Origin of the sequence: Teichococcus aestuarii (assembly GCF_003116135.1) — a bacterium.
Classification (GTDB): Bacteria; Pseudomonadota; Alphaproteobacteria; order Acetobacterales; family Acetobacteraceae; genus Pseudoroseomonas; species Pseudoroseomonas aestuarii.
Map to the genome: position 1 here is coordinate 113,225 of NZ_PDOA01000002.1, position 24,395 is coordinate 137,619.

At 74.8% G+C, this 24,395-nt stretch carries 23 protein-coding genes; 9 read left to right on the forward strand and 14 right to left on the reverse strand.

The genetic code is table 11. The features are described 5' to 3' along the window. The first annotated feature begins 5 nt into the window (after positions 1-5). Together CR165_RS25525 and cobM are read left to right on the forward strand one after the other, a co-directional pair. The gene (locus CR165_RS25525; protein ID WP_245906142.1) at positions 6-377 is read left to right on the forward strand and encodes a cobalamin biosynthesis protein; all 372 of its coding nucleotides are present in this window, start codon (positions 6-8) and stop codon (positions 375-377) included. A gap of 4 nt (positions 378-381) precedes the next feature. Then, positions 382-1,143 carry a precorrin-4 C(11)-methyltransferase gene (gene cobM / locus CR165_RS03445; protein WP_109515575.1) on the forward strand — a complete coding sequence of 254 codons (762 nt, stop codon included), beginning with the start codon at positions 382-384 and terminating at the stop codon, positions 1,141-1,143. 87 nt (positions 1,144-1,230) lie between these two features. On the opposite strand, the gene CR165_RS03450 is transcribed toward cobM, so the two are convergent. Genes CR165_RS03450 through CR165_RS03465 form a run of 4 tightly spaced genes read right to left on the reverse strand, consistent with a single transcriptional unit; the run spans position 1,231 to position 5,465 of the window. Continuing rightward, a complete protein-coding gene (locus CR165_RS03450) occupies positions 1,231-2,364 on the reverse strand; it encodes a cobalt-precorrin-5B (C(1))-methyltransferase (protein ID WP_109515576.1) in 1,134 nt (377 codons plus the stop codon). Positions 2,365-2,371: 7 nt separating this feature from the next. Next, positions 2,372-3,130, reverse strand: a complete 759-nt coding sequence (gene cobS / locus CR165_RS03455; protein WP_109515577.1) for an adenosylcobinamide-GDP ribazoletransferase — start codon at positions 3,128-3,130, stop codon at positions 2,372-2,374. After that, on the reverse strand, positions 3,127-4,146 hold the full coding sequence (cobT, locus tag CR165_RS03460; protein ID WP_109515578.1) for a nicotinate-nucleotide--dimethylbenzimidazole phosphoribosyltransferase: 1,020 nt from the start codon (positions 4,144-4,146) through the stop codon (positions 3,127-3,129). The genes cobS and cobT overlap by 4 nt, the downstream gene beginning before the upstream one ends. Further along, positions 4,146-5,465 carry a cobyrinate a,c-diamide synthase gene (locus CR165_RS03465; RefSeq protein WP_109515579.1) on the reverse strand — a complete coding sequence of 440 codons (1,320 nt, stop codon included), beginning with the start codon at positions 5,463-5,465 and terminating at the stop codon, positions 4,146-4,148. Before CR165_RS03465 ends, cobT begins: the two co-directional genes overlap by 1 nt. Before the next feature lie 567 nt (positions 5,466-6,032). Here CR165_RS03465 and CR165_RS03470 point away from each other — a divergent pair. Together CR165_RS03470 and CR165_RS03475 are read left to right on the forward strand one after the other, a co-directional pair. Further along, positions 6,033-6,515: a hypothetical protein gene (locus CR165_RS03470; RefSeq protein WP_109515580.1), complete on the forward strand. Its 483-nt coding sequence runs from the start codon at positions 6,033-6,035 to the stop codon at positions 6,513-6,515. After that, positions 6,515-7,090, forward strand: coding sequence for a hypothetical protein (locus CR165_RS03475; protein ID WP_109515581.1), 576 nt, complete (start codon positions 6,515-6,517; stop codon positions 7,088-7,090). Before CR165_RS03470 ends, CR165_RS03475 begins: the two co-directional genes overlap by 1 nt. An 84-nt stretch (positions 7,091-7,174) precedes the next feature. Here the strand turns inward: CR165_RS03475 and CR165_RS03480 are convergent, their stop codons facing one another. From CR165_RS03480 to CR165_RS03495, 4 genes are read right to left on the reverse strand one after another with little or no spacing between them, the layout of a single operon-like run. Continuing rightward, entirely contained in the window at positions 7,175-7,645 is a 471-nt protein-coding gene (locus CR165_RS03480; RefSeq protein ID WP_109515582.1) for a GNAT family N-acetyltransferase, read from the reverse strand. Further along, positions 7,642-9,069, reverse strand: coding sequence for a metalloprotease TldD (gene tldD / locus CR165_RS03485; RefSeq protein WP_109515583.1), 1,428 nt, complete (start codon positions 9,067-9,069; stop codon positions 7,642-7,644). The genes CR165_RS03480 and tldD overlap by 4 nt, the downstream gene beginning before the upstream one ends. Further along, complete coding sequence (locus CR165_RS03490; RefSeq protein ID WP_109515584.1) at positions 9,066-11,315, reverse strand: PAS-domain containing protein; 2,250 nt, start codon at positions 11,313-11,315, stop codon at positions 9,066-9,068. The genes tldD and CR165_RS03490 overlap by 4 nt, the downstream gene beginning before the upstream one ends. A gap of 22 nt (positions 11,316-11,337) precedes the next feature. Beyond that, complete coding sequence (locus CR165_RS03495) at positions 11,338-12,408, reverse strand: COX15/CtaA family protein (RefSeq protein WP_109515585.1); 1,071 nt, start codon at positions 12,406-12,408, stop codon at positions 11,338-11,340. A gap of 163 nt (positions 12,409-12,571) precedes the next feature. On the opposite strand from CR165_RS03495, the gene CR165_RS03500 reads away from it, so the two are divergent. Together CR165_RS03500 and CR165_RS03505 are read left to right on the forward strand one after the other, a co-directional pair. Continuing rightward, positions 12,572-13,363: a glycosyltransferase family 2 protein gene (locus tag CR165_RS03500; RefSeq protein WP_109515929.1), complete on the forward strand. Its 792-nt coding sequence runs from the start codon at positions 12,572-12,574 to the stop codon at positions 13,361-13,363. Continuing rightward, positions 13,360-14,076 carry a TVP38/TMEM64 family protein gene (locus CR165_RS03505; RefSeq protein WP_109515586.1) on the forward strand — a complete coding sequence of 239 codons (717 nt, stop codon included), beginning with the start codon at positions 13,360-13,362 and terminating at the stop codon, positions 14,074-14,076. The genes CR165_RS03500 and CR165_RS03505 overlap by 4 nt, the downstream gene beginning before the upstream one ends. A 4-nt stretch (positions 14,077-14,080) precedes the next feature. On the opposite strand, the gene CR165_RS03510 is transcribed toward CR165_RS03505, so the two are convergent. From CR165_RS03510 to modA, 4 genes are all read right to left on the reverse strand, one after another. Then, positions 14,081-15,289: an MFS transporter gene (locus CR165_RS03510; protein WP_109515587.1), complete on the reverse strand. Its 1,209-nt coding sequence runs from the start codon at positions 15,287-15,289 to the stop codon at positions 14,081-14,083. Positions 15,290-15,370: 81 nt separating this feature from the next. Further along, positions 15,371-16,474, reverse strand: a complete 1,104-nt coding sequence (gene modC, locus CR165_RS03515) for a molybdenum ABC transporter ATP-binding protein (RefSeq protein WP_245906091.1) — start codon at positions 16,472-16,474, stop codon at positions 15,371-15,373. Then, complete coding sequence (gene modB / locus CR165_RS03520; RefSeq protein ID WP_109515588.1) at positions 16,471-17,160, reverse strand: molybdate ABC transporter permease subunit; 690 nt, start codon at positions 17,158-17,160, stop codon at positions 16,471-16,473. Before modB ends, modC begins: the two co-directional genes overlap by 4 nt. 37 nt (positions 17,161-17,197) lie before the next feature. Then, positions 17,198-17,971, reverse strand: coding sequence for a molybdate ABC transporter substrate-binding protein (gene modA / locus CR165_RS03525; RefSeq protein WP_109515589.1), 774 nt, complete (start codon positions 17,969-17,971; stop codon positions 17,198-17,200). 76 nt (positions 17,972-18,047) lie between these two features. Between modA and CR165_RS03530 the strand changes: the two genes are divergently transcribed. Beyond that, the gene (locus tag CR165_RS03530) at positions 18,048-18,425 is read left to right on the forward strand and encodes a winged helix-turn-helix domain-containing protein (RefSeq protein WP_109515931.1); all 378 of its coding nucleotides are present in this window, start codon (positions 18,048-18,050) and stop codon (positions 18,423-18,425) included. A gap of 95 nt (positions 18,426-18,520) precedes the next feature. Further along, positions 18,521-20,131, forward strand: coding sequence for a polysaccharide pyruvyl transferase family protein (locus tag CR165_RS03535; RefSeq protein WP_109515590.1), 1,611 nt, complete (start codon positions 18,521-18,523; stop codon positions 20,129-20,131). 51 nt (positions 20,132-20,182) lie between these two features. Here the strand turns inward: CR165_RS03535 and uvrB are convergent, their stop codons facing one another. Next, positions 20,183-22,402 (reverse strand): excinuclease ABC subunit UvrB, encoded by a 2,220-nt coding sequence (gene uvrB / locus CR165_RS03540; RefSeq protein ID WP_109515591.1) that lies wholly within the window; start codon positions 22,400-22,402, stop codon positions 20,183-20,185. 242 nt (positions 22,403-22,644) lie between these two features. Between uvrB and CR165_RS03545 the strand changes: the two genes are divergently transcribed. Next, positions 22,645-22,959: a hypothetical protein gene (locus tag CR165_RS03545; protein WP_146201817.1), complete on the forward strand. Its 315-nt coding sequence runs from the start codon at positions 22,645-22,647 to the stop codon at positions 22,957-22,959. A gap of 43 nt (positions 22,960-23,002) precedes the next feature. Here CR165_RS03545 and CR165_RS03550 read toward each other — a convergent pair whose 3' ends face one another. Further along, positions 23,003-24,346, reverse strand: a complete 1,344-nt coding sequence (locus tag CR165_RS03550) for a glutamate--cysteine ligase (protein ID WP_109515593.1) — start codon at positions 24,344-24,346, stop codon at positions 23,003-23,005. Between the last annotated feature and the right edge of the window lie 49 nt (positions 24,347-24,395).

Sequence of the window (24,395 nt, forward strand, 5' to 3'; positions counted from 1 at the left end):
CGGCGATGGCTTCCCCCTTGGCGGTGGCCGGGCTCGGCGCGCGCCCCGGCGTCTCGGCGGCGGCCATCGTCGCCCTGGTGCGGGAGGCCGAGCGGCGCTCCGGCCTCGCGGTGGGGGCGCTCGCCGCGCCCTGGTTCCGCCGCGAGGTGCCGGCGCTGGCCGAGGCGGCGGCCACGCTCGGCGTGCCGCTGCACTGGGTCGAGGAGGAGGCGCTGAAGGCCGTGCAGCCGCGATGCCCCACCCCCTCCGAGGCGGCGCGCCGCGCCACCGGCTACGCCGCCATCGCCGAGGGCTGCGCGCTGGCCCTGGGCGGCCGTCTGGCGCTGCCGCGCATCACGGGTGAGGGCGTGACCTGCGCCCTCTCGCTGGAGGAATGAAGCCATGACCGTGCATTTCATCGGCGCCGGCCCCGGCGCGCCGGACCTCATCACGCTGCGGGGCCGGGACCTGCTGGCCGCCTGCCCGGTCTGCCTCTATGCCGGCTCCATCGTGCCGCCGGCGCTGCTGGCGCATTGCCCGCCCGGCGCCCGGCTGGTGGACACCGCCCCGCTCGACCTCGACGCCATCGAGGCCGAATACCTCCGCGCCCACGCGGCGGGGCAGGATGTGGCGCGGCTGCATTCGGGCGACCTCTCCGTCTGGTCGGCCATGGCGGAGCAGGTGCGGCGGCTGGAGCGCCACGGCATCCCCTACACCGTGACGCCGGGCGTCCCCGCCTTCGCCGCCGCCGCCGCCGCCCTCGGGCGGGAGCTGACGGTGCCGGAGCTGGCGCAGAGCGTGGTGCTCACGCGCATCTCCGGCCGCGCCTCCGCCATGCCGCCGCGCGAGACGCTGGAGGCCTTCGGCGCCACCGGCGCCACGCTGGCGCTGCACCTGGCCATCCACGCGCTGGGGCGGATCGTCGAGACCCTCACCCCGCTTTACGGCGCCGATTGCCCGGTGGCGGTGGTGGTGCGCGCCTCCTGGCCGGATGAGCGGGTGGTGCGCGGCACACTGGCCGATATCGCGGCGAAGATGGAGCAGGCACCCGCCGAGCGGACGGCGCTGATCCTGGTCGGGCCCGCCCTGGCGCCGGAGGGCTTCCGCGAGAGCGCGCTCTACAGCACGGATTATCAGCGCCGCTTTCGCGGGCGGGATGATTGAAGAAAGGGAAGGGTTCTTTTTTGGAAAAAAGAACCAAAAAACTTTTGCCAGTTTGGCGTGGCGCCAAACGCGAAATGTCTTTTGCTTCTAATCTTCGCCGCTCTCCGCCAGCAGCGCCCCGTCCCGCCCGAACAGCGCGACACCGACGCGGATCGGCGCCCCCTCCACCACGCACTGCGCCACCCGGCGGGCTTCCTCCGCCACGGCGCGCGGCAGGCCGATGCCCTCGGCGCCAGCCAGGGTGAAGGCCTCCAGCGCCGTGTTGGCCGTGGCGATGCGCGCGGCCAGTGCCTCCCCCGCCCCCGCGGCGCGGGCCAGTTCCGCCAGCGCCGGCAGGTCCACCGCGCCGCGCCGCGAATGCAGGTCCAGCCGCCCCTGCGCCAGCTTGGTGAGCTTGGCCAAGCCCCCCGCGATGGTGACGCGCGGCACGGGATGCGCCCGCAGGTATTTCAGCATGCCGCCGACGAAATCGCCCATGTCGATCAGCGCCTGCTCGGGCAGGGCGTGGTGGCGGCGGATGGCTTCCTCGCTGGTGCTGCCGGTGGCGCCCGCCACATGCGCCAGCCCCGCCGCCCGCGCCACGTCGATGCCGCGATGGATGGAATGGATCCAGGCCGCGCAGGAATAGGGCACGACGATGCCCGTGGTGCCCAGCACCGACAGCCCGCCCAGGATGCCGAGGCGCGGGTTCATCGTCCGCTCCGCCAGCGCCGCGCCGCCGGGGATGGAGATCTCCACCCGCGCATCCGCCTCGCCGCCCGCCACCTCGGCCCCCAGAACTTCAGCCAGCGCGGCGCGGATCATGGCGCGCGGCATCGGGTTGATGGCGGGCTCGCCCGGCGGCAGCGGCAGGCCGGGCAGCGTGACGGTGCCAACCCCCTCGCCGGCGGCGAAGACCACGCCGGAGCCGGGCGGCAGGGCGCGCACCGTGGCGCGGACCAGCGCGCCATGCGTCACGTCCGGGTCGTCGCCGGCATCCTTCACCACGGCGGCCATGGCGCCGCCATCCGGCAGCAAGGCGTGTTCGGCCAGGGCGAAGGCGGGGCGCTCGCCACGTGGCAGGGTGATGGTCACCGGGTCGGGGAAGGCGCCGGTCCGCAGCGCGGCGAAGGCGGCCTTGGCCGCCGCCGTGGCGCAGGCGCCGGTGGTCCAGCCACGGCGCAGCGGGGGGTTCTGCTCGTGCACGGGGCAAGCTGTATCGCCCCGCGCCGCGCCTGTCATGCGGCGCCTACCGCCCGAGGCTGAGGGCCGAGAGCGCGGCGCATTCGGCCAGCACCGCGCAGGCGCCCAGGATGTCGCCCGTATGGCCGCCCACCTGCCGCCGCGCCAGCCAGGCCACGCCCAGCCCGGCCAGGGCGGCGGCGAGCGTGGCGGCGAGCGCGGCGCCCGCCGGCAGCAGCAGGAAGGCCAGCCCCGCCCCGAGCGCGAGCCCCGGCAGCACCCCCGCACGGCCGAGCCCGGCGGCCAGCCCGTCCGCCCGCGCCGGGCGCAGCAGGCCGAGCGGGAGGAGCAGCGCGGCGCGGGAGAGTGCCCCCGCCGCCACCCAGGCCAGCGGCGAGGCCAGCAGCGCCAGCGCCGCCCCGCGCAGCCCGAGCGAGAGCAGCAGCGCCAGCGCGCCATAGCTGCCGATGCGGCTGTCGCGCATGATGGCGAGCTTGCGCTCGCGGTCCCGCCCGCCGCCGAAGCCGTCTGCCATGTCGGCCAGCCCGTCCTCGTGCAGGGCGCCGGTCAGCAGCAGCAGGGCGGCCAGCGCCCAGGCCGTGGCCAGGGCGGGCGGCATCCCGGCCCAGAGCAGCAGCGCCTGCGCTCCCCCCGCCAGCCCCCCCGCCAGCGCGCCGGCCAGCGGATAGGCCCAGGCGGCGCGGGCGAAGCCCTCCGGCGCCTCCGGCATCGGCCAGCGGCCGAGCGGCAGGCGCGTCATCAGCCCGAGCGCCGCGCCGAGTTCCGCCCGGCGCGCGGCCAGCCAGCCGATGAGCCAGCCGCTCATCCGGCCGCGCCCGAGATGCCCGCCTCGTCGAAGGTGGCCATGCCGGCGTGGCAGGCCAGCGCCGCGCGCAGCAGCGGCACGGCGAGCGCGGCGCCCGAACCCTCGCCCAGCCGCATCCCGAGATCGAGCAGCGGCGCCTGACCAAGCGCCGCCAGCAGCCTTGCGTGGCCCGCCTCGGCCGAGCGATGCGCCACCCGCGCATGGTCCAGCCCGCCGGGGGCGAGGCGCGCCAGCGGCGCGGCGGCGGCGGTGCAGACGAAGCCGTCCAGCAGCACCGGCACACCCTTGCGCCGCGCTTCCAGCGTGGCGCCGAGGATCGCCGCCAGCTCCCGCCCGCCGAGGCGGCGCGCGGCCTCCAGCGGGTCGGCGAGCGCGGGGGCGTGGCAGGCGAGGGCGGCATCCACCGCGGCGCGCTTGCGGGCGAGGCCGGCCTCATCCACGCCTGTGCCGCGCCCGGCCCAGGCGGCGCCGCCGCCGCCGAACAGTGCGGCGGCCAGCGCCGCGCCGGCGGTGGTGTTGCCGATGCCCATCTCGCCCAGGCAGAGCAGCCCCGCCCCCGGCTCCAGCGCGGCGGCGCCCTGGTTCACGGCGTCCAGGAACGCCGCCTCGTCCATCGCGGGGGCGGCGGTGAAGTCCTCGGTCGGGGTGTCGAGCGCCAGCGGCACCACGCGCAGCGCCGCTCCGGCCACCGCCGCGAGCTGGTTGATGGCGGCGCCGCCGGCGGCGAAATTGGCCACCATCTGCGCCGTCACCGCCGCCGGGTAGGGCGAGACGCCGCGCGCCGCCACGCCGTGGTTGCCGGCGAAGACCAGCACCTGCACCCGCTCCAGCACCGGCAGGGCGCGGCCCTGCCAGCGCGCCATCCAGGCCGCCAGCTCCTCCAGCCGGCCGAGGCTGCCGGGCGGCTTGGTCAGCCGCGCCTGGCGCGCGGCCACGGCGGCGGCGGCGGCTTCGTCGCCCGCCGGAAGGGCGGCGCAGGCGGCGCGGAGGGCATCGAGGCTGGGATAGGCGGGCATCACGGCTCCTGCGCGGCGATGACGTGGAAGAAGCTGCCGCTGACCCGGCCGCGCCGCCCGCCGCCGGGGCCGAGATCGGCGCCCGTGGCGTCGCGCAGCGTGGCCAGCGGCGGGTCCCCGCCCGGGGTGGTGACTGTGGCGTAGTGGAATTCGTGCCCGCGCAGCACCGCGCCGGCCGGGCCGAGCACGCCGCCTTCCAGCAGCCGTGCCTCGCGGTAGCCGAGGTTCATCTTCCGCCGCGCGAAGCTGGTGGCGTGGCCGAGCAGCCCGGCCATGGCGTGCCGCTGGCCCTCCGCATCCTCCAGCCCCTCGCCCAGCACCATGTAGCCGCCGCACTCGCCATGCACGGGGCGGGTGGCGGCGAAGCGGCGCAGGCCGGCCAGGAAGCGCGTGGCGGCGGCCAGCCTTCCGGCGTGCAGCTCGGGGTAGCCGCCGGGCAGCCAGCAGGCGTCGCAATCCTCGGGCGGCGGCGCGTCCTCCAACGGGGAGAAGGGCACCAGTTCGGCGCCGGCCTGCCGCCAGCCCTCGGCGATGTGGGGGTAGAGGAAGCTGAAGGCGGCATCCTCCGCCACGGCCACGCGCTGGCCCGGCGGCGGCAGCGGGCGGGCGGCGGCGGCGGGCGGCACGGCCAGGGGTGCGGCGTCGGCCAGGATCGCCTCCAGGTCGAGATGCGACTCGGCGAGGCCGGCCAGCCGCTCCAGCAGCCCCGGCAGGTGGCCCAGCTCGCGCGCCTGCACCAGCCCCAGATGCCGCTCCGGCAGGGCGATGGTGTCCTCGCGCGGCAGGGCGCCCAGCACCGGCAGCCCGGCCGCGGCGATGGCCTCGGCCGCGCCGCGGCGGTGCCGGGGGCTGGCCACGCGGTTCAGCACCACGCCGCCCACCCGCACATCCGGCCGCAGCGTGGCGAAGCCATGCGCCACCGCGGCGGCCGATTGCGACTGGCCGGAGACGTCGAGCAGCAGCAGCACCGGCAGGCCGAGCCGCGCGGCGAGGTCGGCGGCGCTGCCCTGGCGGCCGGGCGCACCCCCCGCGCCGTCGAACAGCCCCATGGCCGATTCAATCAGCAGCAGCGAGAGCCCCTCCGCCGCCGCGCGCGCCGTGGCGTCGAGCAGCGGCCCCGGCATGGCCCAGCTGTCCAGGTTGCGGCTGGGGCGGCCGCAGGCGGCGGCGTGGAAGGCGGGGTCGATGTAGTCGGGGCCGGATTTGGCGGCGCCCACGGCCAGGCCACGCCGGCGCAGCGCGGCCAGCAGGGCGAGGGTCAGGGTGCTCTTGCCGGCGCCCGAGCGGGGCGCCGCGACGATCCATCCATGCGTGGTCATGCGCCTGCTCCAGCCCCGCGCCGGGCGCCGGAGGGCCAGGAGGCGGGGTGGCGCGGCTTAGCACGATTCGGCGCCGGTGCCTGCCATCCGGCGGCGCGGCCTGATGCACCGGGAACACAGTGCAGACGCCAGCGCAGCAATATGGCGTAACAACTTGATTTCGCGAACGCACAATCGGCGGGCCGGGGCGTTCTCTCCCTTGCCCTGGTCCAGGCCGGCACGGTATTCCAGCGCCGGGCACCACCGCGCCGCAGCCCTGATGCCTTCCGGCCGTTCCGGCCCCGCCGCTCCCCGTTCCGGGCGCGCCCGGGCGGGGGCCGGAGCCGGCATCCGGTCGCGGTGCCTCCCTGCCCGGGGCGGGAACCGGACCGGGACACGGGCACGGCCACGCCCGCCCGCGCCATTCCAGTTTTCCGCAGCCAGTCCGCGGCAGTCACCGCGCGCAGTATCAAGAACGGAGAGGAGATGGGTATGGTTCAGCGCCACCCGCTTCCAGACATGCGCCCGACCACCTCCCTCGCCGGGGCGTCGTCCAGCAGGGTCCGCCGTGGCCTGGCGGGGTTGCTCATGCTCAGCACCCTGTTCGCCTCCACCGCCGCGATGGCCGCGCCCTTCCGCTGCGCCGATCCCGAGGCGCAGGCGATGTTCGAGCTCTCGGCCCTGAAGACGGAGCTGATGGTCGTCGCCACCACCTGCGACACCGAGAAGCCCTACAACGACTTCATCACCCGCTACCGCTCGACGCTGAGCAGCAACGACATGGCGGTGATCCGGCACTTCACCGGGCGCGACCGCCGCGCCGGGCAGCGGGCGAACGACACCTTCATCACCAACCTGGCCAATGCCCGCGCCCAGGAAGCCAACCGCATCGGCGCCGATTTCTGCGCCCGCAACGCGCGGCTGTTCGAGGAAGTGATGGCCCTGCCCTCCGCCACCGAGCTGGCGCCCTACGCCGCCGCCAAGGACCTGCTGCCGGCCACGCTGGGCAGCTGCGTCTCCAGCGCCTCGGCGCCGGCCGCCCCCGCTCCCACCCGCCGGGCTTCCCGCTGATGCGCCTTCATGCTGCCTGGGCCGCGCTGGCCCTGCCGGCCCTGCTCGCCGCCTGTGCCCAGCCCCAGTCCGGCCCGGCCGCCCTGCAATCCAAGCGGCCGATCTTCGCCGCCGACCTGCAGGGCGCCGCGCAGCTCTGCACCGTGCAGGACGAGCCGAAGCTGGTCGATGCCCAGCAGACCGACGTGCCGATGACGGTGCGCAACGATGGCGGCTGGTGCGCCGTCCGGGTCTCCCGCCCTGGGCCGGAGCCCTTCGATGCCGGGCTGCTGACCAGCCGCCCGTCACGCGGCCGCGTGCATGTGCACAGCGTGGGCGACTGGACGCGCATCGACTACACGCCGGACCCCGGCTTCTCGGGCGCCGACAGCTTCGTGGTGCGGCTGCTGCCCGGCTCCACCAGCGTGAAGGTGAACGTGACGGTCGAGCCGGGCGCCGCGGCGGCGACGCCCGCCGCCGTCACGCCGCGCGTCACGGCGCCGCCGGCCACCAGCACCGCCCCGGCGCGCAGCACGGCGCCCGCCCGCAGCACCACGCCGGCGCGCAGCACCACGCCCACCCGCCGCGCGCGCTGACACGGACGCTCTGACATGGACCGGGCCGGGGGAGGGCCGCCCTCCCCCCGGCCCGGTCCTCTCCCGGCTCAGCCGCCTACGCGCCTACCCGGCCAGCCGCTCCGCCGGGATGGCCATGTAGACGCGGCGGAACCCCTTCTCCTCGCGCCGCTCCAGCTCGGCGAAGCCCAGCCGGGCGTAGAAGGCGAGGTTGCGCTCCATCCGCTCATTGGTCAGCAGCCGCACCTCGGGCAGGCCGCGGCGCAGCGCCTCCCCGCCCACGAAGCGCATCAGCGCGCGGCCGAGGCCAGCCCGCTGCCGCGCCGGATCGACCGCGACGTTCTCCAGCCAGAGATGGCTGCCGGCCACCTCCAGCACCAGCAGCCCGGCCAGTCCGCCATCCTCCGCCTCCAGCACCCAGGCCTGGCCGGCGGCGATGCGGGCGGCGTAGTCGTCGTCCATCGGCGCCGGGCGGCGGCCGATGACGGGCAGGTAGGCGGCATAGGCCCGCCCGACCAGGGCGGCGAGGGCCTCCGCCTCCTCCGGCCGGGCAAGCCTGAGGGGCGGGAGGCTCACACCGCCGTTCCGCCGATGGTCAGGCCGTTCATCTTCAGCGTCGGCTGGCCGACGCCCACCGGCACGCCCTGCCCCTGCTTGCCGCAGGTGCCGATGCCGGGGTCGAGCGCCATGTCGTCGCCGATCATGGAGACGCGGGTCAGCGCCTCCGGCCCGTTGCCGATCAGCATGGCGCCCTTCACCGGCGCGCCCACCTTGCCGTCCTCGATCAGGTAGGCCTCGGACATCGAGAAGACGAACTTGCCGCTGGTGATGTCCACCTGCCCGCCACCGAAATTCACCCCCCAGATGCCGCGCTTGACGCTGGCGAGGATCTCCTCCGGCGGCGTGTTGCCGCCCAGCATGACGGTGTTGGTCATGCGCGGCATCGGCGCGTGGGCATGGCTCTGGCGGCGCCCATTGCCGGTGGCGGCCACGCCCATCAGCCGGGCGTTCTGCCGGTCCTGCAGGAAGCCGGTCAGGATGCCGTCCTCGATCAGCACGGTGCGGCCGGAGGGGGTGCCCTCGTCATCCACCGTCAGGCTGCCGCGCCGGTCGGGGATGGTGCCGTCATCGACCACCGTGATGCCGGGCGCGGCGATGCGCTGGCCGAGCAGCCCGGCGAAGGCCGAGGTCTTCTTGCGGTTGAAGTCGCCCTCCAGCCCGTGGCCGATCGCCTCGTGCAGCAGGATGCCGGGCCAGCCGGGGCCGAGCACCACCTCCATCTCGCCGGCCGGGGCGGGGATGCTGTCGAGGTTCAGCACCGCCTGGCGCAGCGCCTCGTCCACCGCCGCCTTCCACACCGCCTCGCCCACCACGCGGCTGTAGCCGAAGCGGCCGCCGAGGCCGTGGCTGCCGGTCTCGCGCCGCCCGCCCTGCTCCACCACCACCGAGACGTTCAGCCGCACCAGCGGGCGGAGGTCGGCCACCCGCTCGCCGCCGGCGCGCAGCACCTGCACCGCCTGCCACTCGCCGGTCAGGCTGGCCATCACCTGCGTCACGCGGCTGTCGCGGCCGCGGGCATAGGCGTCGATCTCCGCCAGCAGCGCCGTCTTGGCCGGGAATTCCAGGGCCGAGAGCGGGTTGGCGTCGTCGTAGAGGCGGGCGTTGGTGGCGCGCGGCGCCACGGCGAGATGGCCGGAATGGCCGGCCGCCACGGCGCGCACCGTGGCGGCGGCGCGGGCCAGCGCGGCCTCCGAGATCTCGCCGCCATGCGCGTAGCCGGCCGCCTCGCCGGCCACGGCGCGCAGGCCGAAGCCGCGCGTGGCGTCGAAGCTGGCGGAGCGGATGCGGCCATCGTCGAGGCTGATCGCCTCGCTCTCCACATATTCCAGGAACAGCTCGCCATCCTCGGCGCCGGCCAGTGCCTCCGCGAGCTGGCGCTCCGCCGCGGTGCGGTCGAGGTCGCGGAAGAACAGCCGGTCGGTGGTCTCGATTGCGCTCATTCCGTCTGCTCCTGTTGTTGTTCCGCCGCCTCGAGCCGCAGCCGCGCGACGGTGCCCAGGCCCCGCGTGCTCTCCAGGGCCAGCGTGGCGCCCATCGACTGCGCCAGGGCGCGCGCCAGGTAGAGGCCCAACCCCGATCCGGCATAGCGCCGGGCATGGGTGGTTTCCAACTGCACGAAGGGCTCGAAGGCCCGCTCAAGCTGCCCCGGCTCGATGCCGATGCCGTTATCGGCGATGTGTACCTCCACCCCGCCATCCGGCAGGAGCGCGGCGCCGATCCGCACCGCGCCGCCCTGCGGGGTGAACTTCACCGCGTTGGAGAGCAGGTTGAGCAGCACCTGGCGCAGCCGCCGCTCATCGGCCAGCACGCGCGGCAGGGCCGGCAGCGCCTCCACCGAGAGCGCGACGCCGCCGGCCTCGGCACCGTTGCGCATCAGCCGCACCGCGCCCTCCAGCACACTGGCCAGGTGGAGCGGGCGGGTCTCGGCCGCCAGCGTGCCGGTGCCGGCCTTGGCCACCTCCAGGATCTCGTCGATCAGCGAGAGCAGGTGGCGGCCGGCCTCCAGGATGGTGCCGGCGAACTCGGCCACGTGCGGCCCCTGCGGCTCGGCCTGCAACGCCTCCGAGAAGCCGATCACGGCGTTCAGGGGGGTACGCAGCTCGTGGCTCATGGTGGCCAGGAAGCGGCTCTTGGCGGCGTCCGCCTCCTCGGCCAGGGCGCGGGCATGCTCGATGGCGGCGCGCACGCGCCGCTCCTCGGTCACGTCCGTGTAGGTGCGGACATAGCCGCCATCCGGCGTCGGGTCGGTGGTGATCTCGAGCACCGAGCCATCGGGGCGGATGCGGCTGTAGCGGTCCAGCCGCGGCACCAGGTTGACCGCGCGGCTGGTGTAGAGCTCGTCCGCGGCCGCGCCGGTGCCGAACTCGCCGGTCTCGTACTGCCGGCGGCGCAGCACCGCGAGCGGCGTGCCGGGCGCCATGTCCTCGGGCCGCAGCCCGATCATGCGCGCCGCCAGGGCGTTGGCGGCGACGACCTTGTGCTCGGCGTCGAACAGGCAGACGCCATGGCGCATGCTGTCGAGCATGGCCTGCAGCAGGCTGGCGCGCTGCTGGGCGGCCGCCTCGGCCCGCCGCAGGGGCGTGACGTCGCTCACCACCGCGATGTGCCCGCCATCGGGCAGCATCGCGCCATGCGTGCTGACCACGGTGCCGTCGGGCCGGGTGCGCTCGCGGCCCGTGGGGCTGAACGCGAACTGGCGGCGGAACACCATCTCGGCGGTCACGCCCGGCCCGTACTCGCCCTGCGCCTCGCGGCGGCGGCAGATCTCCATCAGGTGCTCGCCCACCCGCAGCTCGGCGCCCTTCAGCAGGCGCTGATAGGCGTCGTTGACCATGCTCAGCCGCCGGTCGGGCCCATAGACGCAGACGCCGTGCGGCAGCGCCGCCAGCACGCCGTCCAGAAGGGCGGCGCGGCGGGTGGCCTCGTTGCGCGCCTGCTGCAGCTCCGTCACGTCCTGCAGCGAGACGAGGAAGCCGCCCTCCGGCGTCGGCTGGCTGATGGAGCTGATGGCGCGGCCATCCGGGCGCTGGCGGACCTGCTGGTGCGGCCGGCTGCGGTCGATGGCCATGCGCTGCTGCCGCAGCGTCTCGGCCAGCTGCGGCTCCATGGCCTGGTGCAGCGCCATCTGGTCGAACACCGCCTCGAAGGTCATGCCGAGCCGCAGCGTGCCGGGCGGCATCTCCAGGATCCGCTCATAGGCCTCGTTGAACAGCACCAGCCGGGCCTGGGCGTCGTAGAGGCCGATGCCGGAGGGGTGGTAGCGCAGGGCGTGGTCCGTCAGCCGCTCCCGCAGGTGGCTGGTCTCCAGCGCCCGGCGGTGCAGGGTGACGTCGACCACCAGGCTGATCCAGCCGCCATCCGGCAGAGGCTCGGAGAGCAGGTCGAACCAGCGGCCATCGGTGGTGCGGGCGGTGCGGCGCAGCCTCTGGTTGCGGTCCGCCGCCAGGGCGGTGGCCGTCTGCGCCTCCGGGTCGCCCGGCCCGTACAGACCGCTATAGGCGATGAGCCGGATGATGTCGGCCACCGCGCGGCCTTCCAGCGGCGGCTCGGGGGTCATGCCCAGCACGTCGTAGGCGGCCGCGTTGGCCATGGCCAGCCGCCCGGTCCCGTCGAAGACGAAGACGGCGGCGGGCAGCGACCGCAGCACCGCCAGGGGCAGATCGCCCGGCGCCATGCCCTGGCTCATGGTGGTCGGCTCATGGAGATGCTCATCGGGCGGCCATGCGGGGCGGCCGCAGGGCGTGCAGCGCCACCAGCGCCGCGGTGAGGACGCCGACGGCCACGGTCTGGTGCAGCGTGCCGAGCCAGACCGGCACCACCATCACCAGGGTGGCGACGCCCAGCACGTATTGCAGCGCCACCACCCCGCCCAGCGCCAGCACGGCGCTGCGGGCGAAGCCGGCCGGCAGGGCGCGCGCCCCCCAGGCGGCGGCGGCCAGCGCCGCCACGCCCGCCAGGGTGGCCAGCAGGCGGTGGTTGAACTGCACGGCGGCGATGTTGGTCGTCAGGTTGTGCCAGAAGGGGGAGAGCTGGGCATAGCCCTCGGGGATGAGCTGGCCGTCCATCAGCGGGAAGGTGTTGTAGGTGAGGCCGGCGCGCAGCCCGGCGACGAAGCCGCCCGCCAGCATGGCCAGCACCACCAGCCCGGCCGTGGCGTGCACCAGGCGGCGCAGCCCGGCGGGCTGGCGGGGCCCGGTGCGCTCCGGCCGCAGCAGGCCGAGCGCCGTCCAGAGCACCATGCCGTAGAGCACCAGGGCGAGGCCCAGATGCAGCACCAGCCGGTAGGGGGAGACGGCGGTGCGGTCCGCCTCGAAGCCGGAGGCGACCATGAACCAGCCCACCGCCCCCTGCAGCCCGCCCAGCGCGAACAGCAGCAGCAGGCGCGGCTTCAGCCCGGCCGGGATGCGCCCGCGCACCCAGAACCAGAGCAGCGGCAGCAGGAAGGCGAGGCCGATCATCCGCCCCCAGAGGCGGTGCGCCCATTCCAGCCAGAAGATCTGCTTGAAGCCCTCGATCCCGAAGCCGCGGTTGACCAGCTCGTATTGCGGGATCGTGCGGTAGAGGTCGTAGAGGCGCTGCCACTCGGCCTCGGAGAGCGGCGGCAGGGCACCGGAGAGCGGTGCCCATTCCATGATGGACAGGCCCGAGCCGGTGAGGCGCGTGGCGCCGCCCAGCGCCACCATGGCCCAGATCAGGCCGGCGACGCCGAGCAGCCACCCGGCGATGGCGCGGCGGCTGTCCTGGCGGGCGGAATGTGGGGGGTGCGGATCGAAAGGCATGGCGCGCCACTCTAGCATAGGGTTTCTGGCAGAGGTGGTCCGCCAGGACGCATTAGCAATGCAGCGGGGCGGACCCGCGACGGCTTGTCGGCCCCGCCCATGGCTGCTACCCCGCGCGCCCATGCCGGACCATCCGCGCACCGCCGCAGCCGAAAGCACCGGCATGAGCCCTGCCGACCCCCTCCTCTCCGTCGTCGTCCCCGTGCGGAACGAGGCGCCCAACATCGCGCCGCTGGTGGCCGAGATCGGTGCCGCCCTCGCCGGCGTGCCGCACGAGATCATCTATGTGGATGATGGCTCGTCCGACGCCACGGCCGAGGCGCTGGCCGGCCTGCGGGCCACGGTGCCGGCGCTGGTGGTGCTGCGGCATGCCGTCTCCTGCGGGCAGTCGGCCGCCATCGTCACCGGCGTGCGGGCCGCGCGCGGCGCCTGGATCGCGACGCTGGACGGCGACGGGCAGAACGACCCGGCCGACATCCCCGCCCTCTGGGACTATGCGCAGGCGCATGGCACGCCCGGCCAGCCGCCCCTGATGGTGGCGGGCTGGCGCGTCAACCGGCGCGACAACCAGGTGAAGCGCCTCTCCAGCCGCCTCGCCAACGGCATCCGCGCCCGGCTGCTGGGCGACGCCACGCCGGACACCGGCTGCGGCCTGAAGCTGTTCCCGCGCGCGCTGTTCCTGAGCCTGCCGGCCTTCGACCACATGCACCGCTTCCTGCCCGCCCTGGTGCTGCGCCAGGGCGGCCGGGTGGTGAGCCGCCCGGTGAACCACCGCCCCCGGCTGCGCGGCCAGTCCAACTACGGCACGCTGGACCGGCTGGCGGTGGGCGTCACCGACATCCTGGGCGTGATGTGGCTGCAGCGCCGCTGGAAGCGGCCGCAGCTCCTCGCCGCCCCGCCGGCCTCAACGATGGCCTCATCGCCAGCCTCATCGCTGGCCGCCACGCCCGAATGAGCCCGCAGGGGCCCGCCGCCCGCCGCAGCCCCTTCGCCGCGCTGGGGCGCATGCTGCTGCTGGCGGCCGGCCTCGCGCTCGGCGGCTGGCTGCTGCGCGAGCTGGGCGGCGCCCCGGGCGGCGCCCAGGCCGAGGCCTGGGTGCGCCGCTTCGGCCTGGAGCAGACGCTGTGGGGCGAGGCCGCCTTCCTGCTGGTGGGCACGCTGGCGGCGGCGGTGGGCGTGCCCCGGCAGGCCATCGCCTTCCTCGGCGGCTATGCGCTGGGGCCGTGGCCGGGGCTGGCGCTCTCGATGCTGGCGCAGGTGCTGAGCTGCGCCGCCGCCTATGGCTGGGCCCGCATGGTCGGGCGCGGCTGGGCGGAGCGGCGCCTGGCCGGCCGCTTCGGCCGCCGCCTGCGGCCGCTGCGGGACGCGCTGGCGGCCAGCCCCTTCGGCGCCACCCTGGCGCTGCGGCTGCTGCCGGTGGGCAACAACCTGGCGCTGAACCTGCTGGCCGGCCTCTCCGGCCTTCCCGCCCTGCCCTTCCTGGCCGCCTCGGCGCTGGGCTACGTGCCGCAGACCGCCATCTTCACCCTGGCGGGCGCCGGCGTGGCGGTGGAGCGCAGCTCGCAGCTGGTGCTGGCGGGGGTGCTGTTCCTCGGCTCGGCGCTGATCGGCGTGCTGCTGCTGCGGCGGCACCGCGCCGGGCGCGCCATGGAGGCGGAGGAGGGCTGAGCCCTCAGCGCCGCCCGCCGGCGATGCGCCGCGCCTCCGGCAGGGCGCGCAGCCGGGCCATGGAGAGGATGCCGAGCAGCGGCCCCGGCACCAGCACCAGGAAGGCCCATTGCCAGCCGCCCAGCGCCCCGGCGGCCAGCGGCAGCGCCCAGATGGCCAGCGCCGTCAGCCCGAAGCCGAGGCCGAGCTGCGCGGTGAGCGCGGTGCCGACCAGCGCCGGGTCGCCCACCTCCGTCACCACCGCCGAGAACTGCGCCGAATCGGCGATCACCGTGGCGCCCCAGAGCAGGCCGATGGCCAGCAGCAGCCAGGCCGGCCCCGCCCAGGCGAAGCCGATCAGCCCGGCGCAGCCGCCCGAGATCGCCATCAGCCCGATGGTGAGGGTGGTGCGGCCCAGCCGGTCGGCCAGCCAGCCGGCCAGCACGCAGGCCGGCGCGCCGGCGGCGACGATGAGGAAGGTGAGCAGCGAGGCATCGCCGCCGGTGGCGCCGGGCCGGGCGGCGAGGAAGGCCAGCATCCAGCTCCACATCGCGTAGAGCTCCCACATGTGGCCGAGATAGCCGCCGGTGGCGAGCAGCACCGCCCGGTTGCCCAGCGCCTGGCGCAGCCGCGCCGGCTCGAACCGCGCGCGCGGAAAGGGGTATGGCCCCTCGCGCAGGAACAGCAGCACGCCGACGCCCCCCGCCAGCGTGGCGGCGCTGGCCGCCAGGATGACGCCCTGCCAGGGCAGCCCGCCCCCCGCATTCACCGCGTGCGGCAGCGCCGAGCCGAGGGTGAGGGCGCCGATGACGCTGCCCAGCGCCACGCCGCGCCCGCTCCGGAACCAGGTGGCGACGAGCTTCAGCGCCGGCGGGTAGAGGCCGGCCATCAGCACGCCCGTGGCGACGCGCAGCGCGATGGCGCTGCCCGGCCCCGGCGCCGCCAGCAGCGCCAGGTTGGCCAGCGCCGCGCCGAGGGCCGAGGCGGCCATCAGCGTGCGCGGCGGCAGCCGGTCCGGCAGGCCGGTGAGTGCGGCGCCCAGCGCGCCCAGCACGAAGCCGAGCTGCACGGCGATGGTGAGCCACCCCGCCACCGCCTCGGAGACCGCCCAGAGCGCGCGCAGCTGCGGCAGCACCGCGGCGGCGGAGAACCAGGTGGTCATGCAGAGCACGACGCAGCCGCAGAGCGCGAGCAGCACGCGGGTGCGCCCTTCCGGCGCGGGGGAGGCTGTCATGGTGGGCGGGGCCTTGCGCGTTTCCTCAGGCCCTGCGGTGTGCCGCAGCCGGCGGCGGGCGGCAACGGCCGCCCGCCTCCCTCAGCCCTGCCCGGCCGAGACGGCGCTGACCAGCGCCAGGAGCTCCTGGCCCGGCCGCAGCCGCAGCCGCGCCACCGCCTCCCGCGTCACCCGCGCCAGCAGCAGGCTCTCGCCCACCGCCAGCCGCAGGAAGCATTCCGCCTCGCCCAGCGCCTCCACCGCCCGCAGCGTGGCGGGCAGCGCATTGCCGAGCGAGAGGGTGGAAGGCAGGGTTCCGGCCAGCGCGCCGCCGGGCAGCGCCACCGCCACGTCCCGCGCCCGCACGCGCAGCCGCAGCGCCGCGCCCACCGGCGCATCCCGCCAGGAGATGGAGAGCCGCCCGCCGGGGAAGTCCAGCAGCGTCAGCCCGGCCGCGCGGTCCTGCGCCGCCACGCGGCAGGGCAGCACCACGCCGGCGTCGCGCCGCGCGGCCAGGAGGGGCAGGTCGGTGCGCGCGGTCAGCGCCGCCAGGGGGCCATGCGCCAGCACGCGGCCGCCCTCCAGCAGCACCAGCGTGTCCGCCAGCCGGTCCGCCTCCTCGATGGCGTGGGTGACGTAGAGCATGGGCAGGCCGGCGCGGTCGCGCAAAGCCTCCAGGAAGGGCAGCACCTCCTGCCGGCGGGGCGCGTCGAGCGCCGCCAGCGGCTCGTCCAGCAGCAGCAGGCGCGGGCGGGCCAGCAGTGCGCGGCCGAGCGCCACGCGCTGCTTCTCGCCGCCCGAGAGCCGCGCCGGGCGGCGGCCCAGCAGCCCCTCCAGCCCGAGCAGCGCCACCACCTCGGCGAAGCCCGGCCCTTCGGCGCCGCGGGGCGCGCGGCGCAGCCCGTAGCGCAGGTTCGACTCGACGGAGAGGTGGGGGAACAGCCGCCCCTCCTGGAACACCGTGGCGCAGCGCCGCCGCTCGGGGGGCAGGAACAGCCCGGCCGCCATGTCGGTCAGCGGCGCGCCCGCCAGCGCCACGCGGCCCTCGGCCGGGCGCAGCAGCCCCGCCACCGCCGCCAGGATGCTGGACTTGCCGCTGCCCGAGGGGCCGAACAGCACCGTCACCCCCGCCGGCGCCGTGAATTCGGCCTCCAGCGCGAAGGCGCCCAGCCGGTGACGCAGCGCGACCTCCAGCATCACGCTCATGGCCGGCCCAGCAGCCGCGCCAGCCGGCGCGAGAGCAGGTCGGCCGAGAGCAGCCCGGCGATGGCCAGCGCGAAGGCGATGCCCGCCAGCCGCGCCGCCGCCGCCTCGCCCCCCGGCACCTGGGTGGCGGTGTAGATGGCCAGCGGCAGGGTCTGCGTCTCCCCCGGCACGTTGGAGGCGAAGGTGATGATGGCGCCGAACTCGCCGAGCCCCGCCGCGAAGGCCACCACCGCGCCGGAGAGGATGCCGGGCGCCATCAGCGGCAGCGTCACCGTCAGGAAGCGGTCCAGCCGCCCGGCGCCGAGCGTCGCCGCCGCCTCCTCCAGCCCGCGGTCCAGCCCGTCCAGCGAGAGGCGGATGGCGCGGACGATCAGCGGGAAGGTCATCACCGCCGTGGCCAGGGCGGCGCCGGCGCTGGTGAAGGCCAGGCGGATGCCGAACCACTCGGCCAGCGGCGCGCCCAGCGGGCCGCGCAGGCCGAACAGCATCAGCAGCGCCCAGCCGGTGACGACGGGCGGGACCACCAGGGGCAGGTGCACCACGGCGTCGAGCAGCGTGCGGCCGGGGAAGCGGCCGCGCGCCAGGGCCAGCGCCACCAGGATGGCGGGGGGCAGGGAGAAGGCCACGGCGCGCAACGAGACGCTCAGCGAGAGGCGCACGGCCTCCCATTCCTCCGGCGTCAGCATCGGCGGCGCGCGTCCTTCCCGGGCCTCCCCACCCCCCTCATTCGGGCAGGGAGAAGCCGGCGCGGCGCCAGCCGGGCGCGGCCTGCGGGCCCTTCAGGAAGGCCAGCAGCGCCCCGGCGCCGGGGGCGGCCTCCCGCGTCAGGGCGAAGGGATAGGTGATGGGCGGGTGGCTGCCGGCGGGAAAGCGGCCGACCACCGCCACCCGGTCGCTCGCCGCCGCGTCGGTGCCGTAGACGATGCCGAGCGGCGCCTCGCCCCGCTCCACCAGCAGCAGCGCCGCGCGCACATTCTCGGCCCGCGCCAGCCGGGGGCGCAGCGCATCCCACAGGCCGAGCTGCGCCAGCGCCTGCTCGGCGTAGCGGCCGGCCGGCACATGCGCGGGGTCGCCCACCGCCAGCCGCCCGCCCGCGCCCAGCCGCGCGGCGATGCCGGCCGGCGCAACCGGCGCCGGCTGGTCGGCCGGCGCCACCAGCACCAGCGTGTTGCCGAGCACCGGGGCGCGCGTCTCCGGCCGGATCAGGCCGCGCTGCTGCAGGTAGTCCATCCAGGGCTCATCGGCCGAGGCGAAGAGATCGGCCCGCGCACCCTGCTCGATCTGCCGCGCCAGCACCGAGGAGGAAGCGAAGGACAGGCGCAGCGGCGCCCCGCCCGCCGCCCGCCAGGCCGCGTCCTGCGCCTTCAGCGCATCCTGCAGGCTGGCCGCGGCGAAGACGGTGAGGGCGGCGGGCGCCTGCGCCTGCGCCTGGGCGGCGCGGCACGGCAGGAGGGCGGGAGCAGCCAGCAGGCTGCCGAGCAGGGCGCGGCGTTGCATGGGCGGCGACGTTATGTTCCGCCAGATACAACGGCAAGCCTGGAATGCGGCCCGCCCGCATGCTTTGCTGCCCGCCATGGAACAGGGGCGGAACGGCGCGCCGCCGGCGGTGCGGCATCTGCGGGTGGCGGTGGTGGGCGCGGCGCAGCTCGGCCCCGGCAAGGCCGACCTGCTGCAGGCGGTGGCCGAGCTGGGCTCGATCAGCGCCGCCGGCCGCGCCACCGGCATGTCCTATGCCCGCGCCTGGCGGCTGCTGGAAGCGCTGGAGGCGGAGTTCGGCCAGCCCCTGGTGCAGGCCTCGCGCGGCGGCAGCAGCGGCGGGGGCGCGCGCCTCACCGCGTTGGGCGAGGCGGTGCTCGGCGCCTACCGCCGCATGCAGGCCAAGGCCGAGGCCGCCGTGGCGCCCGAGGTGGAGGCGCTGCGCGCCCTGCTGCGGGCCACGGCCGCGGGCTGACGCGCGGATCTGTTTCCCCGTTCCGCCGTCGGCCATATAGTCGCCCGCGCCCCGCGACGAGCCTTGCCGGCCAGGCGAAACCGACTGGAGACACCATGTCCGCCCTCAGGGTCACCTACCTGACGCTCCCCGACCAGGCCGGCGGCCTGCTGCTGAATGTCGGCGACCGCGTGATCTATCGCGGCGTGCGCAACATCATGCACGCCGCCATCGGCCCGCACCACGAGACCATCCGCTACCTCTCGGACCGCGAGCCGCTGCCGGCGGACACCGACATCGCCATCATCTGCGGCACGCCGCAGATCCTCAACTCCGGCACGGTCAGCCGCAACGTCGAGCGCATCGCCGAGGTGGCGGAGAGCGACGTGCCGGTGAAGATCAACCTCGGCGCCGGCGCCTTCTACTTCGACGCCTTCGGCGAGGACCGCCCGGCCGCCGACCGCGCCTTCGCCGAGCGCGTGCAGGGCGCGGGCTCCGCCGGCTACTACCGCCGCTATGGCGGCTTCGACCTCGTCACCTGCCGCGACATGGCGGGCGACGCGGTGTTCAACACCCTGGGCATCGCGCACCAGCCGATGCCCTGCCCCGGCTTCTTCTCGGCGCTGTTCGAGCCGCGCCCGCTGTTCCGCCGCAAGGAGCAGCTCGTCTCCGTGCTGAACGGCACGGCCAGCTTCTGGAACCGGGTGGATGCCGACGTCCACCTCTTCCTCCGCCAGCTGCACGAGGCCGACCCCAGCCGCATCTTCATCGCGCATGACGAGCAGGACATGCAGATGCTGGACGAGCTGGACATCCCGCATGTCGAGTTCGGCGACGCCGACAGCTTCATCCGCTACCTCGCCACCGCCGAGAGCCTGATCTCGCTGCGCGTGCATGGCGCGCTGCCGGCCTGGACGCTGGGGCTGGACGTGACGCTGCTCGGCATCGACCGGCGCGCCCTGCTGGGCGAGGATTTCGGCGCCCACTTCAACGTCGTGCCGCTGCGCAAGGATGCCGACTTCGCCTCCGTGCTGAAGCCCGGCCTGGGCCGCCCGCGGCAGACGGACGATGAGCGCCGCGCCTGGCTCGCGCGCCATCTCGGCCGCTACGTCTCGCTGATCCGCGACACGGTGCGGGGCAAGCTGGGCGCCGAGCCGCCGCCCGGCGTGCCGCTGCACGGCAGCGGCCTGCCGGAGCCGGCCGAGCCGGAGAAGCGCCCCTCGCAGGGCCGCTACTTCCGCAGCCTGTTCCACAGCCAGAAGCCGGACTTCCCGGTGGAGACGGAGCTGCTGCGCTCCGGCCAGGCGCACCAGCGGGAGAATGGCGCGCTGGTGGTGACCCTGTCCGACAAGGTCACCATCGCCTTCGGCCCCTATATCCGCATCCCGCGCGGCGCCTGGCTGCTGCGGGCGCGGCTGACCTTCGAGGCCGTTCCGCCCGCGCCCGAGCCGCCGGAGAACTCGATCCTGCCGGTACCGCCGCGCGCCAAGATGTTTGATATCAAGATCATGAAGGGCGTGCCGGGGCGGGAGCTGGCACGGGTGACGGTGCCGGTGGCCGAGCTGAAGCCCGGTGCGGAGATGACGCTGGAGCTGCCCTTCGAGAACCCGAGCGACACGGGCGAGCTGGAGACGGTGTTCCAGATCCGCGGCGGCCCGCTGGAGGGGGCCGTGGTACGCATCCAGCCGCTGCGGCTGCTGCGCCGCGAGGCCGCCCTGGCCGGCTGAGCCGGGAGGGAAAAGAGCGGGCGCGGGGGGGACCTCTTCCGCGCTCTTTCCTTACTTCTTCCCCCGCCCGCGCCCGCCGCGCTTCTTCTCCGGGTCATACCCTCCGCCCCCCGGCCCGAGCGGCTTCGGCTTCCATTCCCCCTTGCCGCCGCGCCGCGGCGCCGCCTCCTGCATGGAGCGGCCGGCGCGGTTCGGCTCCAGCGCCGGCGCGCCGAGGCCCAGCTCCATATTCTCCAGCCGCTTGATCTCGTCGCGCAGCCGCGCGGCGGTCTCGAACTCCAGGTCGGCGGCGGCGGCGCGCATCTTGCGCTCCAGCTCGGCGATGGAGGCGCGCAGGTCCTTGCCGACGAACTCGACCGGCCCGTCCTCCTCCGCCGCGGTGGGCGCGACGGTGACGTAGTCCTGCTCATAGACCGATTGCAGCACGTCGCTGATCTGCCGCCGGATGGTCTGCGGCGTGATGCCGTGCTCGGCATTGTAGGCCTGCTGCTTGCTGCGGCGGCGGTCGGTCTCCTCCAGCGCGGCGCGCATGCTGTTGGTCATGCGGTCGGCGTAGAGCACCACGCGGCCCTCGGCGTTGCGCGCGGCGCGGCCGATGGTCTGGATCAGCGAGGTGGTGGAGCGGAGGAAGCCCTCCTTGTCAGCGTCGAGGATGGCGACGAGCGCGCATTCCGGAATGTCCAGCCCCTCGCGCAGCAGGTTGATGCCCACCAGCACGTCGAACACGCCCTTGCGCAGGTCGCGGATGATCTCGATGCGTTCCAGCGTGTCCACATCCGAGTGCAGGTAGCGCACCTTGATGCCGGCCTCGGTCATGTACTCCGTCAGGTCCTCGGCCATGCGCTTGGTCAGGGTGGTGACGAGCACGCGCCCGCCCTTGCCCATCACCGTGCGGCACTCGGCCAGCAGGTCGTCCACCTGGCCCTCGACGGGGCGGATCTCCACCGGCGGGTCGATCAGCCCGGTGGGGCGGATCACCTGCTCGGCGAAGGTGCCGCCCGTCCGCTCCATCTCCCAGCCGCCGGGCGTGGCGCTGACGAAGATGGTGTCGGGGCGGAAGCTCTCCCACTCCTCGAACTTCAGCGGGCGGTTGTCCATGCAGGAGGGCAGGCGGAAGCCGAACTCGGTCAGCACCGATTTGCGCGCGAAGTCGCCCCGGTACATGCCGCCGATCTGCGGCACCGTCACATGGCTCTCATCGACGACGAGCAGCGCGTTCTCGGGCAGGTACTCGAACAGCGTCGGCGGCGGCTGGCCGGGGCCGCGGCCGGAGAGGTAGCGCGAGTAGTTCTCGATGCCTTTGCAGGAGCCGGTGGTCTCCATCATCTCCAGGTCGAAGGTGGTGCGCTGCTCCAGCCGCTGCGCCTCCAGCAGCTTGCCTTCGGCGGTCAGCCGCTCCAGCGTCTGCTTCAGCTCCACGCGGATGTCGCGGATCGCCTGCAGCAGCGTCGGGCGCGGCGTCACGTAGTGGCTGTTGGCGTAGACGGCGACGCTCTCCATCTCGCCGGCGATCTCGCCGGTCAGCGGGTCGAACTCGCGCAGGGAGTCCACCTCGTCGCCGAACAGGGAAACGCGCCAGGCGCGGTCCTCGAGGTGCGAGGGCCAGATGTCCACCGTCTCGCCGCGCACGCGGAAGGTGCCGCGCTGGAAGGCGGCGTCGTTGCGGCGGTACTGCTGCTCCACCAGCGCCTTCAGCAGCTGCTCGCGCGCGATGCGCCCGCCGAGCTGCAGCTTGACCACCATGTTCGAGTACAGCTCGACCGAGCCGATGCCGTAGATGCAGGAGACGGAGGCGACGATGATGACGTCGTTGCGCTCCAGCAGCGCCTGGGTGGCGCTGTGCCGCATCCGGTCGATCTGCTCGTTGATCTGCGCGTCCTTCTCGATATAGGTGTCGGAGCGCGGCACATAGGCTTCCGGCTGGTAGTAGTCGTAGTAGCTGACGAAGTACTCGACCGCGTTCTCCGGGAAGAAGGACTTCATCTCGCCGTAGAGCTGCGCGGCCAGCGTCTTGTTCGGCGCCAGGATCAGCGTCGGGCGCTGCTGCGCCTCGATCACCTTGGCCATGCTGAAGGTCTTGCCCGAGCCGGTGACGCCGAGCAGCACCTGGTCCCGCTCCCCCTGCCTCAGCCCTTCCACCAGCTGCGCGATGGCGGTGGGCTGGTCGCCCGCCGGCTCATAGGGCGAGACCACCTGCAGCCGCCGCGTCTGCGGCGGGGCCGGGCGCTTGGGCGGCAGGAAGGGCGTGGCGGCGGGGATGATATGGTTCATGCAGGAATCACCGGATGCGCGGGATGGGCATGTGGGGCGCCGAGGAGCCGGATGCCAGCATCTGGAACACTCCATGAACAGGAGTGCGTGTGCGAATTAGCCTTTCCCTGCTTTTAACATTTCCGTGATCGACTCATGATTTTTAAGGGATGTTAACCTTTCTCCGCGAAAACCCCGTGGGAAAACCGGGTGTGGGTGCGGCTGTCGTGCCCCGGACGTTAAAGGGGCACAGAATGTGCGCGGTGCATGTTTTCCAGGAAGCCGACCGGCTCAGCGCCGCCGAGATCGCCGCGCTGACGGCCGGCCTGCGTGCCCTGCCCGGGCGCTGGAGCCTGTTCCCCAGCGTCGGCTGCGACGGCGAGGTGACGCTGCTCGCCGCCCCCGCCGCCTGGGCGGAAGAGGAGTGGTGCGTGATCATCCAGCGCTTCCCGCACGGCCTGCGCCTGCTGCTGAGCGTGGGCGAGGCCCTGGAGACGCTGGGCACGGCGCCCGACGTGCCGGCGGCCATCCGGCTGATGGCCGAGGCGGCACAGCGCCATGCCCCGGTGCCTGCCTGAGCGGAGGCTGGCAGAAGGCACCGCCGGCGGGCGGTGCCGCGCCTCAGACCGCCGCCGCCGCCAGGATGCGGGAGACGTCGCCGCCCCATTCCGACCCATAGAGGCGCAGCCAGCGGTCGGCCTGGGTCTCGCCGCTTTCCACGATGCGCTCCAGCGGCGCCAGGTGGCGCTCCTCGCCGAGGCCCCGGGCGCGCAGCCCGTCGCGCGCAATGGCCACCGCCACATGCGCCAGCTCCCGCACCGTGGCGCCGCGGAAGGGCGTGGCCAGCCCCCCCTCCGGCACCGCCACGCGCAGCGCCTGCATCTCCGCCACGTCCCAGCCGCGCACCAAGGCGGCGGCGGCCTTCTGCGCCGCGTCGTCGTAGAGCAGGCCGGTCCAGAAGGCGGAGAGGGCCACCATCATCTCCGGGCTGCCGGCATCGGCGCCGCGCATCTCCAGGAAGCGCTTGAGGCGGACATCGGTGAAGACGGTGGTCACATGGTCCGCCCAGTCCCCCATCGTCGCCTCGATGCCGGGGTGGCCGGGCAGGCCGCGCGCCATGAAGTCGCGGAAGGTGGAGCCGGTGGCGTCGATCCACTGGCCCTCGCGCATCAGGAAGTACATCGGCACGTCGAGCACATGCTGCGCGAAGCGCTCGAAGCCGAAGCCCGCCTCGAACACCACGGGGGGGATGCCGGTGCGGTCCGGGTCCGTCTCGGTCCAGACGCGGCCGCGCAGGGTGCGCAAGCCGTTGGGCCGCCCCTCGCGGAAGGGGGAGTTGGCGAAGAGCGCGGTGGCCAGCGGCTGCAGGGCGAGGCTGATGCGCAGCTTCTCCACCATGTCGGCCTCGTCGCCGAAGTCGAGGTTCACCTGCACGGTGCAGGTGCGCAGCATCATGTCGAGCCCCATGGCGCCGACGCGCGGCATGTACTCCCGCATGATGGCGTAGCGGCCCTTCGGCATCCACGGCATGTCCTCCCGCCGGGCCAGCGGGTGGAAGCCGAGCGGCGCGAAGCCGAGGCCGAGCGGCGCGGCCACCTCCCGCACCTCGCGCAGGTGGTCCTCCAACTCCGCCGCGGTGCCGTGCAGGTCCTCGAGCGGCGCGCCGGAGAGCTCGAACTGCCCGCCCGGCTCCAGGCTGACCGAGGCATCGCCGCGCTTCAGCCCGATCGGGTTGCCGCGGTCCAGGATCGGCTCCCAGCCCATGCGCTCCAGCCCCTCCAGCATGGCGCGGATGCCGCCCGGCTCGTAGGGCGGGGGGGAGAGGTCGTCGCGGCGGAAGCCGAACTTCTCGTGCTCGGTGCCGATGCGCCAGGCTTCGCGCGGCTTGCTGCCTTGCGCGAACCATTCCGCCAGCTGCCGCACGGATGTGATCGGCGTGAGATCGGCCTCGCCGGGATTCGACATGGTCACCTTCCATATGCCCGGGGCCCGGGGCGCAAAGTGCCCGGCGTGG

Excerpts from the sequence above, each read along its gene's own strand:
- CR165_RS03475 (WP_109515581.1), top strand. The coding sequence starts at position 6,515 with ATGCGCCTTCATGCTGCCTGGGCCGCGCTGGCCCTGCCGGCCCTGCTC.
- CR165_RS03505 (WP_109515586.1), top strand. The coding sequence starts at position 13,360 with ATGAGCCCGCAGGGGCCCGCCGCCCGCCGCAGCCCCTTCGCCGCGCTG.
- CR165_RS03495 (WP_109515585.1), bottom strand. The coding sequence starts at position 12,408 with ATGCCTTTCGATCCGCACCCCCCACATTCCGCCCGCCAGGACAGCCGC.
- tldD (WP_109515583.1), bottom strand. The coding sequence starts at position 9,069 with ATGAGCGCAATCGAGACCACCGACCGGCTGTTCTTCCGCGACCTCGAC.
- CR165_RS03510 (WP_109515587.1), bottom strand. The coding sequence starts at position 15,289 with ATGACAGCCTCCCCCGCGCCGGAAGGGCGCACCCGCGTGCTGCTCGCG.
- modA (WP_109515589.1), bottom strand. The coding sequence starts at position 17,971 with ATGCAACGCCGCGCCCTGCTCGGCAGCCTGCTGGCTGCTCCCGCCCTC.
- cobM (WP_109515575.1), top strand. The coding sequence starts at position 382 with ATGACCGTGCATTTCATCGGCGCCGGCCCCGGCGCGCCGGACCTCATC.
- CR165_RS25525 (WP_245906142.1), top strand. The coding sequence starts at position 6 with ATGGCTTCCCCCTTGGCGGTGGCCGGGCTCGGCGCGCGCCCCGGCGTC.
- cobT (WP_109515578.1), bottom strand. The coding sequence starts at position 4,146 with ATGCCCGCCTATCCCAGCCTCGATGCCCTCCGCGCCGCCTGCGCCGCC.
- cobS (WP_109515577.1), bottom strand. The coding sequence starts at position 3,130 with ATGAGCGGCTGGCTCATCGGCTGGCTGGCCGCGCGCCGGGCGGAACTC.
- modB (WP_109515588.1), bottom strand. The coding sequence starts at position 17,160 with ATGCTGACGCCGGAGGAATGGGAGGCCGTGCGCCTCTCGCTGAGCGTC.
- modC (WP_245906091.1), bottom strand. The coding sequence starts at position 16,474 with ATGAGCGTGATGCTGGAGGTCGCGCTGCGTCACCGGCTGGGCGCCTTC.
- CR165_RS03500 (WP_109515929.1), top strand. The coding sequence starts at position 12,572 with ATGAGCCCTGCCGACCCCCTCCTCTCCGTCGTCGTCCCCGTGCGGAAC.
- uvrB (WP_109515591.1), bottom strand. The coding sequence starts at position 22,402 with ATGAACCATATCATCCCCGCCGCCACGCCCTTCCTGCCGCCCAAGCGC.
- CR165_RS03490 (WP_109515584.1), bottom strand. The coding sequence starts at position 11,315 with ATGAGCCAGGGCATGGCGCCGGGCGATCTGCCCCTGGCGGTGCTGCGG.
- CR165_RS03450 (WP_109515576.1), bottom strand. The coding sequence starts at position 2,364 with ATGACAGGCGCGGCGCGGGGCGATACAGCTTGCCCCGTGCACGAGCAG.
- CR165_RS03535 (WP_109515590.1), top strand. The coding sequence starts at position 18,521 with ATGTCCGCCCTCAGGGTCACCTACCTGACGCTCCCCGACCAGGCCGGC.
- CR165_RS03465 (WP_109515579.1), bottom strand. The coding sequence starts at position 5,465 with ATGACCACGCATGGATGGATCGTCGCGGCGCCCCGCTCGGGCGCCGGC.
- CR165_RS03530 (WP_109515931.1), top strand. The coding sequence starts at position 18,048 with ATGGAACAGGGGCGGAACGGCGCGCCGCCGGCGGTGCGGCATCTGCGG.
- CR165_RS03550 (WP_109515593.1), bottom strand. The coding sequence starts at position 24,346 with ATGTCGAATCCCGGCGAGGCCGATCTCACGCCGATCACATCCGTGCGG.
- CR165_RS03470 (WP_109515580.1), top strand. The coding sequence starts at position 6,033 with ATGCTCAGCACCCTGTTCGCCTCCACCGCCGCGATGGCCGCGCCCTTC.